Below are 23,272 nucleotides of genomic sequence, written 5' to 3' on the forward strand. Positions count from 1 at the left end.
GTCATGGCGCGGCTCGGGTCAAGGTGATCCCGTACTCACCGGGCGAGACATCGGGAACACAGGTGAAGATCACCGGGACGACCGACTGCGAGTCGACGATCGAGATGGATTCGACGGATCCATCGGCGGCCAGCTCAGGCGTCAGGGTCGAGCTGGTTCCTCGGATGTAAGCGACATCGCCGCTCCTGTTTCCGTTGAGGCAGACCGTGCCTTCCGTGCTCGTCGATGGGCCCGCGAATGTGCCATTCGGCTGCTCGGTGAACTGGAGCGCCAGCGAGCTGTCGGAGCCGACCTGCACGATGCAGGTCGGCTCGCAGGAGAGAACAGACACCGTCACCGGATCCGGAAGGTCCCGCAGCGTCGTGGAGAGCGCACCCTCGTCAGTGACGACGGTGACGTTCCATTCGCCGATGAGCGCATCGCCTGGATCGGGCTTGTCGAGAGAGACCCCATCGGAAGCAGCGTTGTCGGACAACCATGGCTCCGAGAGCTCCGCGTCCGTCAGCGGCACGGCGGCGAGTGCCGCGCCATCCGCGGACGGAAGAGTGAGGCCCTGGAACGCGCCGACTGTGACGGTCGTTCCGTTCGTCCTGGTGAAGTCGACCTCGCCCTCTATGACCTGAACGGTGCAGACCTCATCGGCCGTGCAGGTCACGGAGAAGGCCGTCCCGTGCACCGCGGCGACGCCGACCGGAGTCGAGACCTCGAAGGCGGCATCCTCCGCGACGAGCTTCTCGACCCGATGCCAGGTCTGACCGACCTCGAGATCCACGATGGTCCGCTGGGCAGAGGCGTCGGAGAGTTCGCCGATGATGAGCGATGTCGACCCTCCGAGGCGGGTGAGCGATCCGTCCTGGTAATCGAGCTGCGCCCGGCCATTCGCGTCTGTGGCCACGACGTCACCAGCGACTGCGTCCGCGGAACCAGAGACGTCCGCGGTGTCGGAATCGGAGGTGAGCGTCACCTGGTCGGCCGACGCGGTGACCGCCGCGGTGGGGCTGACATCGGACCCGTCCGAGTCTTCGGAGCCTCCGGAGCTTCCCGAACATCCGGTCAGAATCGCCACGACGGCCACCAGAGCGATCGCACCTGATGCGCGTCGGAGGGCAGAGCGGCGACTCCGCCGCGATGAGAAGATCATTTCTGCCCATCGATCAGGTAATTTGTGCAAATCTATGGCGTGGCCATGCATGGGCGCAATGCTCGACTTGCTGAGGCCGGCGGCCGATTCCGCCACAATGAGCACACCCGAGAGCGGAGCGTCGATGCTGTGGTTGGAAGCCCTGTCCGACGAGGAGCGCGCACGCATCGAGCTCTCCTTCCTCAAGCGCTCGTTCAAGCGAGGCGAGACGGTACTGCTGCAGGGCGAGCCGAGCGCCAACGTCTACGTGATCGACGGCGGGCATGCTGCGGTCAAGGTGGCGACGCCGCACGGCGAATCGATCACCGTGACGGTCCTCAGTCCGGGAACGAGCTTCGGCGAGATCGCCGCCCTGACCGGCGACGAGGTGCGCACCGCAACGATCGTCGCACTGGACGCGCTCGCCGTGCGGGTGCTGCCCCACAAGGTCTTCGATGACGTCCGGCGCCGCAACCCGGCAGTCGACACCGCCATTGCCCAGTCGCTGGCCGGCAGGCTGCAGGATCTCAGCGATCGGATGGCCGAAGCCACGTTCGAGACGGTGCAGCGCCGGTGCGGGCTACGACTACTCGAGCTGGCGGAGGCATTCGCCCCGGGCGCCAGTTCCGCGTCGCTCCCCCTCACTCAAGACGACCTCGCGGGCATCATCGGGGCGACCCGTCCCACGGTGAATCAGGCCCTGGGGGCACTCGTGGCTGCGCACCTCGTCGTGGTGAGCCGCGGAGTGATCACGATCGCTGACATCCCGGCGCTGAAGCGCCATATCCGCTGATGCGCGGCTCTTGCGAGCCCAGGGGTCAGTTGCGAGAGATCGAGATGTCGGCGGCCTCGTCGAACGACGAGTCCCCGTAGGAGCAGAAGCCGGACGGCTGGCCGTTGAAGACGTAGTGCCAGACGAGGGTGCCGGCGAAGATCGTCGAACGAGTGGCCTCGTCGTCGGTGCGGTCTGCTGTCACATCGATGCTGTAGTCGTAGGCATCGGTGAACTCCTCGCCCGTGCTGGGATCGGCACACGTCGTCTTCTGCGGCTCGCTGGTGGCCGCGGTGAAGCCGGCATCCGTCAGCGTCGCCAGGTACTTCGCGCCACCGGATGAGGTGATCGGGAAGGTGCACGCATCGTCGCAGGTGAGCTCACCGAACGTCCACGTCGACTGCCCGGTGTCGGGCTCCGGGGCCAAGAAGCCCGACACCGAGCTGTAGTCGTAGGCCATGGTCCACTCCCCGGCCAGCGAAGCAGCTGCCATCGGAATCACTTCGTCGATGCTGTCCGCCGCGATGTTCGCGGTGATCCACTCGTCTGCCTCGATGAGCGCGGAAGGAGTGACCGCCACGACCGGAGCACCGCCGTCCGGATTTGGGATCACGAGCCTCTGATAGGGAGTGATCTCGAGGACCGACCCTTCCTCGGTGGTGAACTCGACCACCCCCTCCATGACGGTGATCGTGCACGCAGGCGCATCGGTGCAGTCGACCTCGAACGCAGTCCCCCTCACCGCCGCGACGCCGACGGGAGTCGAGACTTCGAATGCCGCGTTCTCGGCCACCAACTTCTCGACCCGGTGCCAGGTCTGACCCACGTCGAGGCTGACGACGGTCCGCTGGGCCTCCGCCGAATCGAGCGTGGTGACCGAGAGCTTCGTGCTCGGCCCGAGGCGGGTGAGGGATCCGTCCGGGTAGTCGAGCTGGGCTTGCCCCTCGGAGTCGGTCTGCACGACGTCGCCCATGGAGGCGGTTTCGGTGTCGGTGATCTCGGCCGGGTTCCCGTCGGCGGAGCCCAGCGTGACCTTCGAGGCGGACGCGCTCACGTCGACGGTGGGTCCGGAGGTGCAGGCGGCGAGGACCAGGGAGACGGCGATCGCGGCCGTGATCGATCGAACGAGACGGATCTTCACGTTGCGACTCCAACTCTGCAGTCGAATGGAGGAGAGCGATGCTCGCTCGGCGCCGGGGGCACGATCATCGCGAGTGCCCGCGAGGCGCACCACTGTTCGTGACAACTTCAATGCCTGACCAGGAGTTGCTTTGCGAATCCGACAAGAGCCCGGCGTCCGGCTCGGAGAACGAGACGGGCGTCGGGCCGCTGCCGCCGATCAGCCGTAGACCCAGTAGTAGTTGTTGAAGCGGAGCGACTGGCCGTTGTAGATCCGAGTCCAGTCGCTGTAGCCCGACCAGGTCCGCCCGCCGACGTTCTCGTACGCCTGGAAGCGGAAGGCGTAGCCGTTGGGATTGGTGAACGTGAAGCTCGTGCATCCGTCGACCGACGCGATCTTGTTGGTCAGATTGATCCAGCTGGTGCCATTGCTGTACTGGGCGTAGACCCGGTTGGTCCACTTTGCGCCGTTGCTGGCGAACTTGAAGCAGACGCTGATGCTGCCTGTGTTGGTCGCCGCTTGGGCGGGAGCGGCCGCAAGAACGGATCCACCTCCGATAGCAGCGACGATGGCGAGAGCAGCGACGATGCGTGTGCGCAGTCCGGACTTCTTCTTGACGGGCTGGATGTCGGTGGCGACGGGGGCGAGGGCGATGTTGGACATGTCCGATTCCTTTTGCTTGGGGGGGGATGAGTGGAGCGGTTGTTCGTGAGAGAACTGTCTCGCTCGGCGGCTACGGGAACTGTCGGCCCAAGAACACATCAGTCGTCGGCTTCACGACAGCAACCGCGCGCGCTACCCGTGCATCGACCCCAGCGGAGCACTATCTCAAAGCTCCGGCCGGCGAACTTAGGCTTCAAGGGTGGCGCAGCTCGAGCGCCGAAATGGAGTTCCCATGACGCAGACGTCCCCGGGCAGTGGCCGCAAGGCCCCGAAGATCAACTGGCACGACAAGCACCGCGAGTCGCTGACTCCCGGCCAGCGAGCGGCCGATGCAGTGCGCAATGTGATGGGCAGCTGGCCATTCGTCATGGGCTTCGTCGGCTTCATGGTGGTCTGGGCGATCCTCAACTCCTCTGGAAAGGGCTGGGATCCGTACCCCTTCATCCTGCTCAACCTCTTCCTCAGCATGCTCGCGGGCCTCCAAGGCGCCATTCTGCTGATCGCGGCGAAGCGTCAGGATGCGATCGCCGCCTCACTGGCACAGCACGACTTCGAGACGGACACCGCAGCGCGCAAGGACATCGAGATGCTGCTCGAGATCAACAACCGCCAGCTGGCGATGATCGCCGAATTGCAGCGCGCCCTCGCGGACACCCGACGCTACTGAGGTTCAGCCCAGCAGCGAGCTCATGATTCTCGTCTCGGCGGTGGACGAGATCGGGCGGCGACGGAGGTCGCCTTCACGGCCGGCACGGCACATCTGGCTCACGAGATATCCGACGGGCACTGACCCCAGCGCCCAGGCAGCGACCGCCGCCATCAACATGATCATCATTTGCTCTATGGATAGACCTCGCGGGTGAACGCAGTGAGAACGCAGGATGTCGCCCTGCCTGCCATCGAGATGCCACTTTCAGTCCTTATCTGGCGGTTTAGGGACGGAAAGTGGCATCTCGATGGGAACGATGTCTGCTCAGGTATATGAGCAAAACGTGTCGCTCCCTGAACCGAACCTGTCCTCGGGTTACGTTTTCGGATCTGGGGGACGTTCCGTGCGCCTCCGAAGCACCTGCACAGGAGACACATGCCCGGCCCCGGCCTCCAGTTACCGCGCCCCTTCCGGAGCGCGTGGAAGAACGATGAGACGTTCAAACTCAATCTGATCCCGCGGCCGTCCGATGCTCCCCAGGTCCACGCGAGCGGACCCGATCCCGACCGGATCCTGGTCGTCGGGACTGGAGCCGTCGTCGGCTGGGGCGTGAGCAGTCACGACCTCGCCTTCTCGGGCCAGCTCGCGCGTCAGCTCTCCGAGATCACCGCTCGCGGTGTGGATGTCGACGTGATCACCGAGCACGGCCTCACGGCGAGCGCCACCCTTCGCAAGATCACCGACCTGCGCCTCTGGCGCTACGACGCCATCATCATCTCCGTCGGCACCGCCGAGGCGCTGCGCCTCGACTCGACCGCTCGTTGGAGCAACACGATGAGCGCGCTCATCGCCGACGTCGCGGAGCAGGCGTCCGCCACGACGCAGATGATCGTCTTCGGCATACCGCCCGTCGGCAGCATGGGCCCGTTCGGCGACAAGTTCGGTCGCCAGAGCGATCGGCTCGCCAAGAAGTTCGACGCCATCACCGAGGAGATCTGCGCGCAGGACCCGCGGATCTCGTTCCGATCGCTGCCAGAGAAGGGCTCGCCGGTGCAGCTGAGGGAGATCGCGCCCCGGGATCTCTATCGCATGCTCGCGGGGAGCGTCGCGGCTCAGCTGGCGCCGAAGCTCGAACGGAGCTGCGCCGACAACGCCCAGATCTCGGAGTGGGGAGCCCACTACCGCCGAGGCAAGCCGCAGAACGAGGATCAGCGTCAGGCCGCATTGACGGCGATGAACATCCTGCAGCTGCAGCCCAGCGAGCGCCTCGATCGGATCACCCGCCTCGCGCAGCAGATGTTCAGTACAGAGGTTGCAGCCATCACCCTGATGGACGGCGATCGACAAGTGTTCAAGTCCGTCGTGGGCTTCGACGACGTGGTTATCCCGCGCGAGTACTCCTTCTGCAACGAGACGATCAAGCACGAGGCGCCGACGGTGTTCCGCGACATGGGCGCGATGAAGATGTTCGGCAAGAACCCACTGGTGCACGCGGGCCCGAAGGCGCGCTTCTATGCGGGTTACCCGATCGAATCGCCGGACGGCTACCGGATCGGCGCGGTCTGCGTCATCGACTCGAAGCCACGTCCGGAGGGCGACCTCGACCTCGTCGGACTGCGTGACCTGGCGATGGCCGTGCAGAAGGAGATGTTCGGCACGGCGGTCCCGAGCTACCACATCTGAGTCCTCCGCCGCGGGCCTCGGTACGCGCCGCAGACGGCGCTACTCGACCAACGAGATCTGCTACGCCTGGTGGCTGAGCCGGGCGCGCAGCGCCCGCGTCGAAGCCCGCTCACGCGGATGGCAGGCCGCCCCGCTAGCATTCGGCGCATGAGCGAGCTCGAGATCATCGAATCCCCCGACGGCGTCACGGTGATCCAGCACGTCGGCTTCTCCCCCACACCTCGAGTGAGCCTCCAGGCGCTCCGGGTGATCGGCGGGACAGTGCTGTTCGATGTCGCCGAACCTCTGGCCGGCGCTCGCGTCGAGATCGTCGATCGAGAATCCGCGATCGGCTGGCTGGAGTCCTTCTACCCGGACGCCGTCGCTACATTGGGTGCGAACAGGGAGACATCCCCTGCCGAGACCGGCTCCCTCTACTCCCCCATCACCCGCCTCATGACGGCGATGTGGCTGCACCGCTCCTGGCCCGACGAGGCCGAGGGCATCCGCGACATCGACCTCTGGATGCTCGACTCCGAAGCCGCCGAGCTCGCCTGGATAGCGGGCGCCGCCCTCCCCGACGGCGGGCTCGCCGCATCGCTGCTCCTCCCCCACACCGCCGAGATCGCGGCTGCCCGAGACACCGCCACGGACGCGCACACGCACGCCGATCCGCTCATCCCATCCTTCGCGGCGCACGTCGGCGCCGCAGCCGAGCAGGCGGGCGTCGTCCTGGAAGACGGAGTCACGGTCTCGGATGAACCCAACGCCGAGTTGCTCCGAGAGGCCTACCCCACGCCGGACGACGAGTACGACGCATTCCGGGTCGGTCACCTGGTCGAGGGGATCGTGCGGGCACGACTGCAGAGCGCCTACGCCACGGCCGGCGTCTGGACCTCTGAGGGCGACGCGACGATCCCGTTCGCCGCCGAGATCGTGGCCGCGCGACGGAAGACCGCCGCCCTGCTCTGACTCAGTACTGCGGGGCGTAGACCGCCGGGCGCGCTGCCGTCGGCTCGCTGGCGAGGATGATGATCAGCCAGATGCCGCCGATGAACGGGATGTAGCTGACGAAGATCCACGGCCACGGATAGCCTGCGTCGCGCAGTCGGCGCACGGTGACGGCGAGCGATGGCACCAGCAGGCCGAGGGTCGCGAGGGAGTAGATCCCCGTGAACAGGAACGGCCAGACGGCGCCGACGCTGAGCAGGACAGCCAGCAGGATGAGGTCGAGGACAAGCGCGATGACGGCCGCGAGGATGGTTGCCAGGTAGAAGTACCAGAACTCGGATCGGCTGGCGACGCCGGTGAAGACCGCGTAGTTGCGGACGACCTTCGAGATCGACTCGAGAAAGCCGACCGGGGGCGCGGGCGGATAGACCGGACCGCTCGGCGCGTATCCGAACTGCGGACCCGCTGGGTAGGCGAATGCGGAGGCCGCGTACGGTGCGGAGGCTGTCGGGTTACTGGCGAACTGATATCGATCGGTCCATGTCTCGCCATTCCACCAGCGCACCTGCTCGGTGCCGGCAGGATCCGGATACCATCCGGCGGCGGGTGATGCGGTGCTGTCGTCAGCCATGGTCAATCCCTCGGGTCGAAAGCCGCGCGTTGGAGCCGCGAGAGCGTCTACTGGTGGGTGGAGCGGATGCCCACGACGACGATCATCGTGATGAGCACGGTCGTGACGATAGTGCTGGTGATCGCCGCGAGGGCGATGTTGGCGCGAGTGCCGCGCGGAGTCGCTTCGAGGATCCACTTTCGGAAGGCGAGAAGGCCACGAGCCACCACGACGACCATGATCGGCAGCGCGATCGGGATCCAGTTGAGGCCGATGCCCGAGATGACCGATGCAAGCGCCAGGCCTGCGACGACCAGCCCGATGACGGCCAGCGCGATCTCGGAGCGCAGGCTCCACGGGGCATGGTCGGCGGGGCGGCGGTTCTCGCGTGACGGGTTGAAGTGCAGGGCGGTCGCCGTCGTGATGGCGTCCCACTCGGCGAGCTCGTCGTACTCGAACGGCAGCGCCTTGCGACTGATGGTCTGATCGATCGGCAGCACGTCGAGCGCGCCGAGGTCGATGGGCGCGGTGTCGAACGGCACCAGCCCCTCAGGAGCGTCGAGCTCGTCAGCATCGTTGGATGCGACGAGCGGCGCAGCGACGAGCGGCACGCGGCCGACCGGCGCAGCGATGAACGGAGCGCGCGCTGCCGGAGCGGCGAGGCTCGCCTTGACGGACTCGAATGCGTCGGTGAGCTCATCGTGCGTGAGCTGGTCTTGCATGGTCATCTCCACCCCCATGGATCTGATGTGCGGACGCGAGCCCCCCGGCACGCTGTTCCGCACCCATCACGCTACGGGGTGGCGTCGCCGGGGTCTTTCCCCTGTTCAGGTGCTAAATGGCGGAATCCTGACCCCAGCTGTAGGGGGATACTGGCCGATTCACACCCGTTCATGGGGCATGCACCTCCGCCCACAATCCGTTGGTCGAGGAGCGCCGTCCACGGCGCATCTCGAGATCGGCTGTGGGGGTATGTGCGCTGCAGATCCGGCAGCCGGCCTCGATACGGCGCTTCGCGCCTACTCGACCAACGAGCCAGTCGGCGGTGGCGCGCCTACTCGACCAACGGGCGAGATACCCGTTGGTCGAGGAGCGCCGTCCACGGCGCGTCTCGAGACCGGCTGTCGGGGTTTGTGCGCTGCAGATCCGGCAACCAGCCTCGATACGGCGCTGGCGCGCCTACTCGACCAACGAGCGAGGGGCGCCACCGCGCCTACTCGACCAGCGAAGGAGAGCTAGGCGGCTTCGGTGAGGTGGGGCGACTCGACGAGGACCGCGACGCGGGGGTCGGCGGTTCGCCCATTCCACTTCAGCGCGCTGACGAGCAGCCAGAACAGGAAGGAGATGGCGCCGATCCCAATGATCGCGCCGCCCCAGATGAGCGATGGCAGCGCATCAGCCGCAGCATCCGGGTAGAGCGGACTGGGAGCGGCCTTCGAAGCGGCGACGCCGAAGGTGATGACGCCGATGGCGATGAGCACGACGGCTACGGAGAGCAGTGCGGCCTGGAACGGATTGTCTCCGCTCCGCACTACCCGATCCACTGTCATGCAGGGAGAGTATCGCCCCCAGACTTGCCGCGCTCGGAACACGCGGGCCAGTCGCGCGAAAGCCTCACCCTGAGCTTCAGGGCTAAGCCTGAGACCCTGGAAGCTCAGCTCGAAGAGGGCATGTGCGAGCACAGCTCGAGGGGGCAGACCACCCACGCATCGAAGCTGTCCAGCGCCACTTTCACCTGGTCGGGAGCGATCTCCGCGATGACCGTTCCTGCTCCATAGCCTTTGACGATCACTCGGTCCGACATCTCAGCCTCCTCGCTCGCGATCAGTGGATGCGAAGCTACGCCCGGCCTCCGACGCAGCGACGGAACGACACGGAAGGGATCTCGGCGGAAGGCGCGTGCGCCAGGCAACCGATGCGCAGGTCAGTGCAGGATGCCATCTGTCCCGCTAGCTGCCCTGCTCGAATTCTTGAGCATCCGGCGCGGCCGACGGGCGCTGGAGCGTGCCCCTTCATCCATCCCCATACCCCAGAATGCAGACAATCCTGCGTCCGGAATCCCCGGAATCATGCGGAATTCCGGCCGTTCCCAGATCGCGCCGCGACCATCCCACCAAACCGATTCGTCCTCAGTTGGTTCGGGCCCTCGTCGCACGCGCGTCATGCCCGAGCCGAGCCCTCGTGGCCTAGACCTGGCCGCACCCACGCCGATGGTACGGTTCAGGCCACCACCCCTAATCCGTCCGAGGGACCCGATGCCCGCGCAAGTCCATCGCATCGCCGTGCTCGATGACCACGAGATAGTGAGCGCCGGCGTCGCCTCCCTCCTCGCGGGGATCGACGGTGCGGAGCTCGCGATCACCGCCCGCACCGTTGACGAGCTGAGTCCGCACATCGAAGACATAGACCTCGTGCTGCTCGACCTCCGCCTCGCAGATGGCTCCCAGCCCGGTGACAATGTGCGCTGGCTGCGCGACAACGGTGCCAACGTGCTGGTCTTCTCCGCGGGGGATGATCCCGACCTCATCCGCTCGGCGGCTCGGTCGGGCGCCTTGGGCATGGTCATGAAGTCGGCGCCCAATGCCGCCATCGTCGAGGCGATTCGGCTGGCGATCGAGGGAAGCACCGTCCCGTCCACCGAGTGGGCGGCGGCCATCGATGGTGATCTCCAGCTCGCCGATGCTCGCCTCTCCGTTCGGGAGAAGGAGGTGCTCGCCCACTACGCGGCGGGCGACAAGGCCTTCAGCGTGGCGATGAAGACGGGCCTCTCGATCGATACGGTCAACAACTACATCAGCCGCATCCGCCGCAAGTACGAGCTGGTGGGCCGCGACTCCCCCAGCCGGATCGACCTCTACCGGCGGGCGCGCGAGGACGGGCTCATCGGCGGCGAGATGTGACCGTCGACGTCCCGTCTGCTGACTACGATGTGGTCCGTCGGCCGATCCACGATGGACTCACCGCGCGCGGGATCCGTCGTGCGCTCGGAGCGTCGATGGGGGCGGCCAGCATCGTGTTCGGAGCGCTGGCACTGCCGACCGCGATCCAGCAGATCTCCCTCCTTCGGCCCTTATGGTCGGCGCTGTTCATCGGATTGCTGCTGCTGCTGCCGGTAGTCGTGGCGGTCGGAGCGCTGATCGACAGCCTCCGGGTGATGCGCGCGGCCGCCTGGGCGCTGACGATCGCTCTCCCGGTCGCGACGATCACCTGGATACCGGCGATGGTCGACCCGCCGCTGATCCCCGACGACGGGCAGCCGTGGCTGCTCGCCATCACTGCGGTCCCAACGAGTGCGGCGTGCTTCGTCCTCTCCCGACGCTGGGCGTGGACGTACGTCCTCGCGGCGTCGTTGCTCACCGGAGGGTTGAGAGTCATCACCTCCGACGGCGAGAATCACTTCGTCCTCGCCATTGGCGACACCCTATACATGATCCTGCTCTGCTCGATCTTCGCAGCGGCCATCCTCGCTGTGCTGCGTGCGGCCACCACTCTCGACCGGTCCATCGCACGAGCCACCCGCGAGGCCGCAGCGATCGCCGACGCCAGGGCGCTCGCGCGAGAGAACGCTCGCTTCGACGCGCTCGTGCACGACGAGATCCTTTCCACACTGGTGGGGGTGCTGCGGCAGCCGACCGCGTCGGACGAACTCTTGGCACAGGCTCGCCGTGCGCTCATGCGGGTGGAGCAGCTCGATAACAGCGCCGAGCCGGTCAGCCATCCCGGAGAGCATTTCGCCGAGCGGCTGAGCCGCACCATCGCCGACATCTCCCCCAGGCCGCTCTTCACCTCCTCGGTCACTCACGGCACGTCGATGCCGCGCTCGGTCTGCGCCGCTCTGTCGGACGCGACAGCGGAGGCAGTCCGCAACGCGCTGCGGCACACGGCTCCCGACGACGTCATCGCGGTCGACGCCCGGGTCGAGCCGAATCAGGTTGCCGTGACAGTCCGCGATGAGGGCCCCGGATTCGCTCACGACGACGTCGACGATTCGCGCCTCGGAGTGAGGCTCAGCATCATCGCTCGAATGCGTGATGTGCCGGGCGGATCGGCAGCCATCAGCTCGCGGCCGGGAGCCGGCACGAGCGTAGGGCTGCACTGGCGTCGCGATGACTGAAGCGGCCTCGAACACAGAGGCAAGCGCAGAGCTCCCCGAGCCGACCAGTCCCTCGATCTCGATGACGCCGGGCACCCTGCTCGGCATCGGCACGCCTGGCGCACGGGCGCTGCTCTACCTCTTCTTCATCACCAACGCCGCGCTGCTCGGAATGAGCATCGCCGACTATCGCACGCCGCTTCCCGCGGTCGCTGCCTTCCTGGTCGTATCCGCCATCGCCCCCTTCCTGTTCGTCGACAGCGAGCGGCCGCTGCCAACCAAGCTGGCTCTGCTGATCGGTTCCGGGCCCGTGCTCGCTACGGCAGCCATCAGTTGGGAGATGCCTACGCACGGCTGGCCCGGATACGCGTCATGGCATTTGGGAGCCTCGACGATCATGCTGTTCTTCCTCGCCATGCGCGGGCGGATCGCGATCGCCTGGGTCTCCTACCTGCTGATGTCGGCGATCACCATCGTCTGGGCCGTTGATGTCGGGCAGGGAATAGGCACAGGCATCGCCTTGACCGATCGCAACGCAGGGGTCCTGCTCATCGGCTCCCTCTTCGGTGCGGCTATCGGACGACTTGCGCAGCGGATCAGGAATCTCTCCGAGATCGAGGTTCGACGCGGAGCGGCGATCAGCGCGGAGCAGGTATCCGTGGCTCAGCGAGGGGTGCGCCTCGAGCGCCTTGAGCAGATGGCTCTGCCCTTCCTTCGTCGAGTCGCCGGCGGCGCGGATCCGGCCGAGGTGCACGCGGAGGCGGTCGTGCTCGAGGGGCAACTGCGCGATCAGGTTCGCGCGGGGGTCCTGGCGCCGGCACTTGCAGAAGCGGTGAGCGAGGCACGCGCACGGGGTATCGACGTGACCCTTCTCGACGACCTCCGAGACATTCCTCCGTCCGACGTCATGGATGGCCTCACCGCCTTCGTTCGGGGACGGCTTGCGGAGATGACGGAGGGCAAGCTCGTGGTGAGGCTGCTTCCGCCCGGACGCGAGATCCGTGCGACGGTGCTGGTCTCACGACCGGACGAGATCAGTGACCGTTACGACTTCAGATGACCGTTGAGACTCGAGTAACCGGTCTTGGTCCTAGAGCTTCACCAGGCCGCAGTCGGGACAGAGCCAGCCGACCGTCGTGACCTCCATCTGAGTGAAGTCGGTGGGACAGAGGGGTGTGCGTGGCAGCCGATCGACGGGTCGACCGCGCGGCCGCCAGTATCGTCCAGTCCATACGGCTCCGCTGGCTCGTGCATCGGGATCATCGGGCTCGGGGTCTCCCGCCGCCAAGTCGTCGGCCGTAGGAAGCCAGTCGTCGTCGTCGACCTCGGGCTCTCGCATGTCGCCGAATCGCCCGTAGAACTCCGACTCTTCCGGCTTCAGCGGGCCGTAGGACGATTCGCCCTCTGGCGCCGGCGGGAGGTAAGGATGTCCATGCTCATCGAGCAGTGGCCCCCGCGCGCGCACGGAATGGATGTCTATGGTCCGACGTCCCTTGTGTGAGGTGTCGTCCGGTGTCTCCATGGTCTCTTCCTCATGCGTCGGGATCTCATTCTGACGTGAGGATCGTACACAGGCAGAAGTTACCCACAGCTCCGTGCATCCGCCCAGAGCTCGCTACCGGTGCGAGTCCATCCGAGCACCCTCGTAGACGCGCGCCCTCTGGCACATGAGTCCGACGAACACTCCCAAAGGAGCCGAGGCACAGGTCCATACCGCAGCCGTGATCAGAATCGTCGTCATTGAGAACCTGGTTCGCTTCAGAGGCGGACCTTCGGGTCGGGCCGCCATTGGCGCCCCCATTCAATCGCATTCGGGCGGAATGCCCTACTCCTGCGTCGTCGGCGCTCGCCGCTAGCCGGCGGGAACCCCTCGCACGTCGTCGACGGTGATAGCCGATGAGCTTGGCGCCGACCCGCTGCTGAGGTAGGTGTAGATGCCTACCCCTCCTGCCGACTGCAGTCCCGCGGTGGCGTCGCTCACGCTGACCTGCCACGTCGTCGGCTCCGTCATCCCGACCTTCCAGACCTTGGCGCGGACCGTTGTCGGAGATGCTCCGAACACCTGCACCCGAACCTGGAGCCGGTCGCCGGCCGCATAGGTCAGGCCGCTCACCCTGACCTCCTGCAGGGTGGTGCCGGTCCGAAGCGCCTGAAGTCGCACGGCGCCTGTGGTGCTGACGACGGCGCGGGCGGTGTAGTTGGCGGTGCCGACCCGGCGACCCATCAGGCCGACGTAGGTGCTGCCTGTCGTGGTGCGAGGGAAGCCGAACGTGGCCGTCAGGTCCGTGCTGGCCGACGACACGGAAGCGAGATAGGCGTTGCGTTCAGAGCCCGCCGGAGTGGTGATGCGGCCGAGGCCGCCGCTGACGGAGTAAGAGGCCGTGCTGCTCGAAGTCGTCCAGGCTCCACCGGTGTCGGCGGTTCCGAAGCTGTTCGTGGTGGTCCGGGCGAAGGCATCCGCCGCGAAGGCGGTGCCTACGGGAGGCGTCACTGTGCTCACGGTGACGGTGCGACTGGTCGAGTTGGTCGCCCCGCCGTTGTCGGTCACTGTGAGCGTCACCGTGTACGTGCCCGCCGCCGCGTAGGTGCGGCTGGTCGTTGCTCCGGTCCCCGTCGATCCGTCGCCGAAGTTCCAGGCGTACGAGGCGATCGTGCCGTCGCTGTCCGTCGATGTGGACCCATTGAAGCTCACTGCGAGCACGTTCGAGGTGCTGGTGAAGGCGGCCGTCGGCGGGATGTTGGCCGGCGGGGCAGAGGTCACGGTGATGCTGCGACTGGTCGAGTTGGTCGCCCCGCCATTGTCGGTCACTGTGAGCGTCGCCGTGTAGGTGCCCGCGGCGGCGTAGGTGCGACTGGTCGTCGCTCCAGTCCCTGTTGTTCCGTCGCCGAAGTTCCAGGCATAGGAGGCGATCGTGCCGTCGCTGTCCGTCGATGTCGAGCCGTTGAAGCCCACTGCGAGCCCGTTGGGGGTGCTTGTGAAGGCCGCGGTAGGGGCTGCGTTCGCCGGCGGAGTGACCGTGCCGGAGGTCGTTGCCGACAGATCATCGAACGCGATGACTGCGTTGGCGGGCGTGGCCGAGCTGCTCAGGTAGCTGTAGAGCGCGATGGAGCCCGCCGTCTGCAGCCCTGATGTGGTGTCGGTGCGGCTGATCTGCCAGGCGCTGGGCTCGGCAGTGCCGACCTTCCAGACCTTGGCGCGGAGGGTTGTCGGCGAGGTGCCCACGGTCTGAACCCTCAGCTGCAGGCGATCTCCGGTGTTGTAGGTGAGCCCGGCCGGGGTCACCGACTGCAGCGTGGTGGCGGTCGCCTGAACCTGGAGCTGGACGGCCCCGGTAGAGGCGATCACGACGCGAGCCCGGTAGTCGGAGCTGCCTACGCGGCGGCTGAGGATGCCGGCGTAGACACTGCTCGCCGTGGGTCGCGGCACCGAGATGGTCGCCGTCACGTCGGTGTCGGTCGACGAGACGCCGGCCAGGTAGGCGTAGCGGGTGCTGCCGGATGCGGTGGAGATGTTCGCGGTCCCGTTGGCGACACCGAAGCTCGTGGCGCCGCTCGAGGTGGTCCACGTGCCTCCGATCTGAGCGGTGCCGAGGCCGCCGCTCACGGTGCGCGTGAAGCTGTCGAGCGCCAGCTGGTTGCCGGTCGGGGGCGTCGTCGTAGTGCTGACAGTGATCGCGCGGCTGGTTGTTCCAATGGCGCCTGCATTGTCCGTCACCGTGAGAGTGACGGTGTAGGTGCCTGCGGAGGCGTAGCTGTGGGTCGTCGTGGCTCCGGTGCCGCTCGCACTGTCGCCGAAGTTCCAGGAGTACGACGCGATGGTGCCGTCGGCATCCGAGGATCCGGTGCCCGAGAAGGTGGCGGCGAGACCGCTGCCGCCGTTGGTGAATGACGCGGTCGGGGCGAGGTTCGCAGGTGCGCTGGCGGTGTTGATCAGGCCGGGCGTACCGCCCGTCGTCGAGGTCGCGGTCCAGCTGGAGGCGAGCGAGTTGTCGGACGAGGTCGAGTTGAGCTCGAGCGACGGACCTGTGCCATCCGCGGCGGCAGGCCACGGATCGGTCGGCGAGTAGCTGACGGTGTCGACCACACGCGCTCCCGCTCGCAGCTCGACGGTCTCGCCGGAGTTGTCGAGCGCCCCGCTGAACTGGCCGCCGACGAATCGGTTGCCGCTGTAGGCGGCGCGGAAGGCGACGTCGTTGCCGACGAAGACTACTCGTCCGCCTGCGGGGATGACTGTCCCGGGCTGGATGGTGAGGCCGACGGCGTCGATCGTCCAACCAGACACGTCGACTGCGGTGCCGCTCGGGTTTGCGAGCTCGATGAATTCGCCGCCCGTGCCCGCCGGGTTGTACTGCAGCTCATTGATCACGACCGCTGCGGTGGACGACTGAGAGGTCGGAACCAGCTTGCCGGCTCCGGTGTTGTTGGCGATCGCGTTGCGACGGTCGGCGAGGCCGTTGAGGAAACGCGTGCGGTTGGAGCTCGCAGAGCTGCTCCCCCACTTGGCGGAGTCGAGCGCCCAGTCCGAATTGGTGGTGGCGGTGATCGCGTCCCACTGCGCCTCGTACTGTCCCGCAGGAAGGAACTGGTCGGCGAGGGTGCGCAGCCGCCGGTAGTACATCTCCTTCACCTCGGGGTAGTTGAGCATCGCGATGGTGAAGTTGTTGGTGGTGTCAGGGGTGAGGAAGAGTCCCTTGTTGTCGGTCGCGGCGGTGCCGAAGGTGAGGTCGAGGTCCCACTGCCACATCTCCCAGCGGCCGGTGCCCTCGGTGTCGCGGGCGACGTACCAGTTGTGCCAGCCGCTGTCCTGATGCCGGATGATCGACTGGATTGCCATGTAGTTGACGAGCTCGGGGATGTTGACGTTCTGGTAGATCCACGCCTGCTGCGCCGCGGAGGAGGAGGCCGAGACGTTCTGGCTGAGGTTCCAGACGTCGGTGTAGTCCTCGTCTTCACGGGTCTTCTTGTCCAGCCAGGCGTTGGCCTGCAATGCCGCTGGTGATGCGGTGCGGCCGAGCGAGCCGCCGTCGCCCTTGTAGATGGCCCAGTCATCGACGCCCTGATCGTCGCGCCACGAGCCGTCTTCGGTCTCCATGATGCGGCCCAGGCTCCAGAACGTGCCGTTCTTCTGGGTGCGGACGGGGATGATGGCCGGCCCGCGGTTGCCGGCCGCCTTCACGGTCGCCCAGCTGATGTCCGCGTTGTTGTTGGAGTAGTTCTGGAGGGCGAACTCGTCGATCGGGTAAGGCAGCTGGCCGCCCATGTCCCACTCGTAGCCCTTCGGCAGCTCGACCTTCCACTGGACCTTGGCCGCCTGACGGGAGGCGCCGCCTCGGATGTTCATCAGGACGTTGTCGAAGACCTCGCCGTTGTAAGACCACACCGCTGCGCCCTGCACGTCGTCCTCGCGATGATTGGCGAGCAGGTCGTTGTAGACGGCGTCGTCCATGAACCATTCGATGACGGGCAGCTGGGTGCTGACTGCGGAGTTGGTCACGACGACCCCGCGGTAGCGGGCTGAGTCGTCGGCGGCGGGAGCCGAGAAGGTGGCCGCTCCGCGGGTGGCGTCGATACGGTATCGCACCAGCTGACCGGCCGCCTGGCCGGGGATGGTGGCTCCGTATACGCCGTCGCCGGCGCCGCCCGGGCTGGCCGCGTCGTCGAGGAACGGCAGAGGAGTGTCGGCGCCGAAAGCGATCCGATAGGTGAGCGTCGCCGTCGATCCGCTGAGCAGGCGCGCTGAGACCGCGATCGCCTGGTTGGGTGTCGGACGGTTCGGGGTGGCCGTCAGCTCGCTGATGGTGGGGGCGGGGCCGGTCCCCGCGATCGAGTTGACCGCGTGGGGCGTGCCGCCCGCGGTCAGGCTGGCGCCCCAGCTGTCGGCCAGGGTGTTATCGGAGAACAGATCGCGCAGTTCGAGGGTGGGGCCGGTGCCGTCAGGGGTCGCCGGCCAGGGGGTGGCGTCGGCGTAGGTGACGGTGTCGACGACGGCGAGGGCCGCGTCGACGATGGTGACAGCCTCGCCGCCGTTGCTGAGGTTGCCGCCGTAGACGGCGTCAGGCGCGAAGCCGTGGCTGAGCTGGAACTGAGCGGCGTCTTTCGCGATCACGAAGTAGCCGTTGCCTGCGATCGAGGCGCCGGCCGGGAAGGTGCCGGTGACGCCTGCGCTGAAGCTCCAGCCGCTCATGTCGATGGGCGCGGATGAGGTGTTGGTCAGCTCGACGAAGTCGTCCCCGTCGAGGTCGGAGCCCGCGTGGTAGTTGAGTTCCGAGATCACGACGCCGCCCGGATCCGCGAAGGCGGGAGCCGCACCTCCCAGTGCGAGGCCACCTGCGACCGTGCTCAGAGTGAGGAGTGAGATGAGGGCGCGGGAGCGTCGTCCAACCGTCATTGGTGGGGAACCTTGCATGCTGTGAGCGAGACCTCAGCGGGTGAGCCGGGGCCTGCGACCTGGGGGGTGGCTGGGGGTCACAGTACTCTCAGACGATTCATGGGCATGACCCCCATTCGGGGGCATGCTCAACTAGTTGAGCAGCATTCCTCCGATCAGACGGCCTGCCGGCTCTCGATACGGGCGTCGTCCGAGCTCTCGCAGCTGGCCTGCACGGCTCATCATCGCGATGGTGATTCCGAGTGGGAGCGATCCGATCGCCCAGATGGCCCCTGCCACCGTCAATGTCATCGTCATTGTCATATTCATCTGGTCCAGGTGTAGCCGCGGAAGGTGAACACGAGGACAACACTGGGTCACGCGCGAACGACAGATCCATGCACCGCTGGCATCTTCAGCCGTATCGGGATCAGCGGAACGCTCAGAGCACGCGGCGGCCAGCCCGCACATCTATATAGAGGAGAAGGTCGCGTCGATGCACGGCTCGGCGCACAGCGACTGCCAGGAGCGCTCCGAGGAGAGCGCCGAGGCTGTTCGCGATGATGTCGCCGATGCTGGCGACGCGGCCGGGCAGCAGCAGAAGCTGGCTGAATTCGATGAAGCTCGAGGTCCACGCCCCGCAGATGATCGCCGCCCACCAGAGGTGTCGCGGTAGCAGCAGAGCGATGAGCAGCCCGAGGGGCAGGAACATCAGGACGTTGGCCGTGAACTCGAAGACGGGATAGCCGATGAAGGCCGGCAGCCCTCGCTCCTGCAGCTCCTGGATGATCCGACGAAGCTGAATCGCGATCGGCCGGTCTGGCGCCGTGGGGGTGAGTGTCATCGCGATGACGATGACCACATATGCCGCCAAGAGGATGGAGACCAGTCGGAGACGGAAGCGTGTTGCCAGGGCCGCGCCTTCCGGTCGACGGAGCATCGAGTCTCCAAGGCTACCCGACACGGCTCCGGCTCCTTCCGGACGACCGAGGAGCGCCGAGCCCCCGCGGCGAAGCACCGCGTAGCCGCACGCCCTCCCCGCCCCACGGCTGGAGCCTCCGCCGCACCAAAAGTTTCCTATGGATTTTCGGAGTGAAGTGGTATCAGGCGGGACACATCGAGAAATCCCCGATGAGCGGTTGCTTTCGACAACGAGCATCTTAAAGGTCGAAGCAAATATGACACCTTCAAGCCCAGCCTGAGGGTGAGAGCCGGCCCGAAATAGCTCACATATGGTGATCGCCGACCCCTGCTGCTCACCCCCGAAAAGAGAGCTACTCGTGGCCAATCGCCCCATCGCCCTGTCCATGTCTCGACACCCCTACCGTGTCGCGGCCTCCGTCCCCCTGATCCTCCTCACCGCTGTGACGTTCACCGTCTCTGCGCAACCGGCCATCGCGACCCCGTCGTCCGCCGAGTCCCCTTCGATCGTGCTCGCCTCGTCGAAGCAGCCCCTGTCCATCGATCGTGAGATCACCGCCGAGATCGCTGGCCACTTCGCTGACTTGCGGGCCATTGAAAAGGCGGAGCGCGATGCCGCAGATGCGGCACACGCCGCGTACCTTGCGGCCCAGGCGGCCGCCAAGCTTGCGGCCGAGCAGGCGGCCGCCGCGGCAGCGGCAGCCGAAGTCGCCGCGGCCGAAGCCGCCGCACAGGCCGAGACGGCAGCGACCGCCTCCGCGGGCTATTCGGGCTCTGGCAGCTCGTCTTCCGGTTCGAGCGGCTCCAGCAACGGCTCTTCGGGCAATGCGGGATCTGGAGGCATCGGCGTCCCCTCCGGTGTCTCGCTCTCGGTGGTGTCCGGTGACGTCACCGTGACACAGGCGGGCACCGTGCTCGACTCTCTCGATATCCACGGACGAGTCATCGTCAAGGCTCCGAACGTCACCATCCGCAACTCGATCGTGCGCGGGACGGATTCCGGCGGCAAGTACGGCCTCATCGATGCCATGGGCGGCTACGCCAACCTCCAGGTCATCGACACCGAGATCGCGGCGAGCAATCCCAACTGGTCGGTCAACGGCATCATGGGGTCCAACTTCGAGCTGCACGGTGTGAACATCCACAACACCGTCGACCAGGTGAGCATCGCTGGAAGCAATGTCGTGATTGCGAACTCGTGGCTGCACGGCGGTCTCTGGTTCGCGGACGACCCCGATCACTCCGACGGTTCGCACAGCGACAACATCGAGATGACCGGCGGCAGCAACGTCACGATCACCGGCAACACCCTCGACGGCGGCAGCAACGCTGCCATACAGATCACCCAGGACCGTTCCACCGTGTCCAACCTGACGATCTCGGACAATCAGATCGGTGGTGGCGACTGCTCTATCAACATCAGCGAGAAGGGCAAGGGCGCCATCCAGGGCCTGTCGATCCTCGGCAACCTGTTCGGGCTCAACACCTCGATCGGTCACTGCGCGATCGTGGGTCCGAGCAGCACTCCGATCAATGCCTCGGGCAACGCATTCGTCGACGGCCTGGTGGCTGCCGTCAAGGAAGGCTGAGCGCCCCCCTCGGCCGAACTGTCCGCTCCGCGGCTTCTCGAGGCGCTCGGCCTCGACAACGGATGAACTCGTGCTCAGGCCGCGACGTCGTCGCGCATCGGCTCCTCAGCCGGCAGCGCGATGGCGGCCGCGGCCTGTTCGCGTCCGCGCCGCATGCGGCCCTGCAGGAGTCCGAAGACGGCGGCTGCGAAGAGCAGACATCCGAGCGGGACGAAGACCAGGACGCCGGTCGGGCCGAGGGTCGCGGCACCGCCGACTCCGATGATGAAGCTGATCAAGCCGAAGCCCGAGAGGGCAGGAACGTACTGAGACACGGGTGATGTCCTCTTTGGGTGAAGAGTAGGCGGCGTCGGGTTTACACCGCACCGCCAGCGTATGCGTCAGGTACGCGCGGGTATGCCCCTCTTTCGGGCAGCCGGTCTCAGACCATGCCATGCCTCGTTGGCAGACGAGGAGCGCCGGCGCCGCGGGAAGCGCTATGAGGACAACCCTCGGCAAGGCCGCTCCCAGCGACCGAAACAGCTACGCCGCGAGGTCGAAGTTCGGCTTCTCCTTGTCGTCACGGCCGGTGAATCCGTCGACGACCGTAGACACGGCGAGGCTGATGGCCATCCCAGTCACGCAGGTCACACCGAATACGACACCGAAGACGGCAAGAGGGAGACGAAGCATTCCCCCTGTCTATCTGCCGCCTGCACCGCTGCCCCGGAGGCACGCAGGTGGGGGCTCAAATCAGTAGCCGCGGCGATAGAGCGTCAACGCGCCCAAAGCGAGTCCTGCCGCCAGGAGCAGGCCGAGGATGCTGCCCACCAGTACTACAGGCCCGGGCAGGCTGCCGAGCAGGGTGGTGGGCTGCGTGGAGAGCCGCGCGACTGATGCCGCGTTCTCGGAGTTACTCGGGCCGATGGCCTCCGTCGGGAGCTGTGCGGGAGTCGCAATGGCATCTGAGCTCAGACTTGATTCTCTCGCCGGGGGAACCTCGACAGTCGAGGCCGCGGCAGGCTGCCCCAATGAAGAGGTCGAGCTCGCGCGGAAGGTAGTGGTCAGCCCAGCGATGATCTCGACGGGCGTCGCGGACGGACTCGGCATGGGGCCAGATGCCGACGGGTTGCCGCCGACCGCGGCGATGGGAGCCGTCGTGGCAGATGGAGACGGCCGCGGAGTCGACGACGGGCTCGGCTTCGGGGTGGGAGTCGTTGTCGGCCGAGGCGTTGCTGTCGGGGTCGGGGTTGCGGTTGCGGTCGGTGAGGGCGTCGCGGTCGGTGTCGGTGTCGGTGTCGGTGTCGGTGTCGGTGTGGGTGTCGCGGTCGGCGTAGGAGTCGGCGTCGCAGTGGGCTCTGGTGTCGCTGTGGGAGTAGGAGTCGCGGTCGGCTCAGGTGTTTCGGTCGGCGCGGGGGTGCTTGCCCCGGTGGGTTCCGGGGTCGGCGTCGGCTCGGGAACCGCCACCGCGCAGGAGGTCGGCGCGAAGATCCACGTGATGGACGTCAGATCCCCCGCCAGTCCCCCGCCAAGGGTGTCGACATCTCCGAAGACCAGGCCTTCGGCAAGGGTGAATGTATAGGTGCCTATTCCGAGCAGGTTCGACTGCGTCATCGTTCCGTCCGCGGTGGCAGAGAACTCCTGCATCACCGTGCCGGCGCAGTAATCGGCTAGCGACGGACTCTGCGGCGGTGTTCCCACCCACTGGCCGTCGACTACCTCGGCGTGCGCTGCGGTCGCCAGCATCGGGGCGCCGAGCGCACCGATCGCGATGCCGAGTGCCGCCAGCGCTGTGCCGCGCCGGGTCGAGCGTCGTCGAAGATGACTTTCGCGGCCGTCTGCGGCAGGCGAAGATGGATGGTTCTGAAGCGGGTGGGTCACCGCTGCTCGTCTCGGGTAGTTGAGCGTGGAGCTCACAGAGTACGTCCGAGTTGCCCTGCGCGCTACCCCTTGTGCAAAGCGACGGATCGTCGTCTTTTCGTCAGGCGGCGAGGGCGAAATCCGAGCCGCGCGTGGGCCGCCCGGTACGGGGTGATGTGCTCCGGAGAGGTGCAAGGATCACGACGACTGCCATGCAGGTGACGCAGAGTGCACCGACGAGGAGCGCGGTTGCGAGCGAGATCTTTGTCATGGCATCTGTCTAACGGACTCGAGACACCCTCCCTGCGGATTCCACGCACTCGTCACACAGCGTGCACCGACTCGTAACCTCACCCCACCACACTCACCCGGTGGCTGAGCCGGGCGCACAGCGCCCGAGTCGAAGCCCACCCGACCACACTCACCCGGTGGCTGAGCCGGGCGCGAGCGCCCGCGTCCAAGCCCACGCGACCACACTCATCCGGTGGCTGAGCCGGGCGCCCAGCGCCCGCGTCGAAGCCCACCCAACCGGCCTACGTAGCCCTCGACCTCCGAGCCCGCCTCCCTGTCACATCAGGCGCAGCGCCCGACTCCCGCTCCCCCGCCTGCGGCGGGACCACCCGCACGTGCTCCTGCACCCGGTCCACCGCCTGAATCAACGTAGACGCTCCGCCGATGCGCCTCCCGGCTTCGTCGGCGGCCACGTACTCGGTCGGCGTCATCGTGATGGTCGCGTAGGGCTCGCCGAAGGCGTCATGCAGCGTCCATCGGCCACGAGGGGCTTCGATGGCGGAAGTGAGGGGATGCCAGGGCGTCTCGGGTGACATCCGGAGTGGGGCGAACCTATGGGAACCGTCAAGGTGGACGATTTTCGGTCGTTCGGACCGAAGCCCGATTCGGATTGGTCTTTTGGGCG

The 23,272-nt window shown here is 66.7% G+C and carries 23 protein-coding genes; 9 read left to right on the forward strand and 14 right to left on the reverse strand.

From position 1 onward, the window contains the following. Window position 1: 1 nt before the first annotated feature. Complete coding sequence (locus E6C64_RS08055) at window positions 2-1,066, reverse strand: FecR family protein (protein ID WP_158437793.1); 1,065 nt, start codon at window positions 1,064-1,066, stop codon at window positions 2-4. Window positions 1,067-1,238: 172 nt separating this feature from the next. Between E6C64_RS08055 and E6C64_RS08060 the strand changes: the two genes are divergently transcribed. Next, window positions 1,239-1,913 carry a Crp/Fnr family transcriptional regulator gene (locus E6C64_RS08060; RefSeq protein ID WP_158437794.1) on the forward strand — a complete coding sequence of 225 codons (675 nt, stop codon included), beginning with the start codon at window positions 1,239-1,241 and terminating at the stop codon, window positions 1,911-1,913. Between the two features lie 25 nt (window positions 1,914-1,938). Here the strand turns inward: E6C64_RS08060 and E6C64_RS08065 are convergent, their stop codons facing one another. After that, window positions 1,939-3,033, reverse strand: a complete 1,095-nt coding sequence (locus tag E6C64_RS08065) for a FecR family protein (RefSeq protein ID WP_136427107.1) — start codon at window positions 3,031-3,033, stop codon at window positions 1,939-1,941. A 198-nt stretch (window positions 3,034-3,231) separates the two neighbouring features. Beyond that, on the reverse strand, window positions 3,232-3,675 hold the full coding sequence (locus E6C64_RS08070; RefSeq protein ID WP_136427108.1) for a hypothetical protein: 444 nt from the start codon (window positions 3,673-3,675) through the stop codon (window positions 3,232-3,234). Between the two features lie 232 nt (window positions 3,676-3,907). Here E6C64_RS08070 and E6C64_RS08075 point away from each other — a divergent pair, with 232 nt between their 5' ends. Beyond that, window positions 3,908-4,342 (forward strand): DUF1003 domain-containing protein, encoded by a 435-nt coding sequence (locus tag E6C64_RS08075; RefSeq protein ID WP_233255523.1) that lies wholly within the window; start codon window positions 3,908-3,910, stop codon window positions 4,340-4,342. Between the two features lie 3 nt (window positions 4,343-4,345). Here the strand turns inward: E6C64_RS08075 and E6C64_RS18950 are convergent, their stop codons facing one another. After that, window positions 4,346-4,510, reverse strand: coding sequence for a hypothetical protein (locus E6C64_RS18950; RefSeq protein ID WP_158437795.1), 165 nt, complete (start codon window positions 4,508-4,510; stop codon window positions 4,346-4,348). Between the two features lie 249 nt (window positions 4,511-4,759). Here E6C64_RS18950 and E6C64_RS08080 point away from each other — a divergent pair, with 249 nt between their 5' ends. Both E6C64_RS08080 and E6C64_RS08085 read left to right on the forward strand, forming a co-directional pair. After that, a complete protein-coding gene (locus E6C64_RS08080; RefSeq protein ID WP_136427109.1) occupies window positions 4,760-6,007 on the forward strand; it encodes a GAF domain-containing protein in 1,248 nt (415 codons plus the stop codon). Window positions 6,008-6,154: 147 nt separating this feature from the next. Continuing rightward, entirely contained in the window at window positions 6,155-6,958 is an 804-nt protein-coding gene (locus tag E6C64_RS08085) for a hypothetical protein (protein ID WP_136427110.1), read from the forward strand. 1 nt (window position 6,959) lies between these two features. On the opposite strand, the gene E6C64_RS08090 is transcribed toward E6C64_RS08085, so the two are convergent. From E6C64_RS08090 to E6C64_RS18955, 4 genes are all read right to left on the reverse strand, one after another. Continuing rightward, window positions 6,960-7,568 carry a DUF805 domain-containing protein gene (locus E6C64_RS08090; RefSeq protein ID WP_136427111.1) on the reverse strand — a complete coding sequence of 203 codons (609 nt, stop codon included), beginning with the start codon at window positions 7,566-7,568 and terminating at the stop codon, window positions 6,960-6,962. A 47-nt stretch (window positions 7,569-7,615) separates the two neighbouring features. Next, a complete protein-coding gene (locus E6C64_RS08095) occupies window positions 7,616-8,275 on the reverse strand; it encodes a hypothetical protein (protein ID WP_136427112.1) in 660 nt (219 codons plus the stop codon). Window positions 8,276-8,782: 507 nt separating this feature from the next. After that, a complete protein-coding gene (locus E6C64_RS08100; protein ID WP_136427113.1) occupies window positions 8,783-9,097 on the reverse strand; it encodes a hypothetical protein in 315 nt (104 codons plus the stop codon). A 104-nt stretch (window positions 9,098-9,201) separates the two neighbouring features. Beyond that, window positions 9,202-9,351, reverse strand: coding sequence for a hypothetical protein (locus E6C64_RS18955; protein WP_158437796.1), 150 nt, complete (start codon window positions 9,349-9,351; stop codon window positions 9,202-9,204). Window positions 9,352-9,802: 451 nt separating this feature from the next. Here E6C64_RS18955 and E6C64_RS08105 point away from each other — a divergent pair, with 451 nt between their 5' ends. From E6C64_RS08105 to E6C64_RS08115, 3 genes are read left to right on the forward strand one after another with little or no spacing between them, the layout of a single operon-like run. Continuing rightward, entirely contained in the window at window positions 9,803-10,447 is a 645-nt protein-coding gene (locus E6C64_RS08105) for a response regulator transcription factor (RefSeq protein WP_136427114.1), read from the forward strand. Beyond that, window positions 10,444-11,661, forward strand: a complete 1,218-nt coding sequence (locus tag E6C64_RS08110) for an ATP-binding protein (protein ID WP_136427115.1) — start codon at window positions 10,444-10,446, stop codon at window positions 11,659-11,661. Before E6C64_RS08105 ends, E6C64_RS08110 begins: the two co-directional genes overlap by 4 nt. Next, entirely contained in the window at window positions 11,654-12,700 is a 1,047-nt protein-coding gene (locus E6C64_RS08115; RefSeq protein WP_136427116.1) for a DUF8320 family protein, read from the forward strand. The genes E6C64_RS08110 and E6C64_RS08115 overlap by 8 nt, the downstream gene beginning before the upstream one ends. A gap of 30 nt (window positions 12,701-12,730) precedes the next feature. Here E6C64_RS08115 and E6C64_RS08120 read toward each other — a convergent pair whose 3' ends face one another. The 4 genes from E6C64_RS08120 to E6C64_RS18965 form a co-directional block, all read right to left on the reverse strand. After that, window positions 12,731-13,162, reverse strand: coding sequence for a hypothetical protein (locus E6C64_RS08120; protein WP_136427117.1), 432 nt, complete (start codon window positions 13,160-13,162; stop codon window positions 12,731-12,733). Window positions 13,163-13,492: 330 nt separating this feature from the next. Continuing rightward, window positions 13,493-18,028 (reverse strand): PKD domain-containing protein, encoded by a 4,536-nt coding sequence (locus E6C64_RS08125; protein ID WP_158437797.1) that lies wholly within the window; start codon window positions 18,026-18,028, stop codon window positions 13,493-13,495. 132 nt (window positions 18,029-18,160) lie between these two features. Then, window positions 18,161-18,325 carry a hypothetical protein gene (locus tag E6C64_RS18960; RefSeq protein ID WP_158437798.1) on the reverse strand — a complete coding sequence of 55 codons (165 nt, stop codon included), beginning with the start codon at window positions 18,323-18,325 and terminating at the stop codon, window positions 18,161-18,163. A 124-nt stretch (window positions 18,326-18,449) separates the two neighbouring features. After that, on the reverse strand, window positions 18,450-18,947 hold the full coding sequence (locus E6C64_RS18965) for a VanZ family protein (protein WP_158437799.1): 498 nt from the start codon (window positions 18,945-18,947) through the stop codon (window positions 18,450-18,452). A 340-nt stretch (window positions 18,948-19,287) separates the two neighbouring features. Between E6C64_RS18965 and E6C64_RS08135 the strand changes: the two genes are divergently transcribed. Continuing rightward, window positions 19,288-20,517, forward strand: coding sequence for a hypothetical protein (locus E6C64_RS08135; RefSeq protein ID WP_136427120.1), 1,230 nt, complete (start codon window positions 19,288-19,290; stop codon window positions 20,515-20,517). 74 nt (window positions 20,518-20,591) lie between these two features. Here E6C64_RS08135 and E6C64_RS08140 read toward each other — a convergent pair whose 3' ends face one another. Continuing rightward, on the reverse strand, window positions 20,592-20,831 hold the full coding sequence (locus tag E6C64_RS08140; protein ID WP_136427121.1) for a hypothetical protein: 240 nt from the start codon (window positions 20,829-20,831) through the stop codon (window positions 20,592-20,594). A gap of 208 nt (window positions 20,832-21,039) precedes the next feature. After that, entirely contained in the window at window positions 21,040-21,189 is a 150-nt protein-coding gene (locus tag E6C64_RS18970) for a hypothetical protein (RefSeq protein ID WP_158437800.1), read from the reverse strand. A gap of 265 nt (window positions 21,190-21,454) precedes the next feature. Between E6C64_RS18970 and E6C64_RS18975 the strand changes: the two genes are divergently transcribed. Beyond that, entirely contained in the window at window positions 21,455-22,078 is a 624-nt protein-coding gene (locus E6C64_RS18975) for a hypothetical protein (protein ID WP_158437801.1), read from the forward strand. Window positions 22,079-23,272 lie beyond the last annotated feature (1,194 nt).

Source organism: Naasia lichenicola, assembly GCF_004801885.1.
Lineage (GTDB): Bacteria > Actinomycetota > Actinomycetes > Actinomycetales > Microbacteriaceae > Naasia > Naasia lichenicola.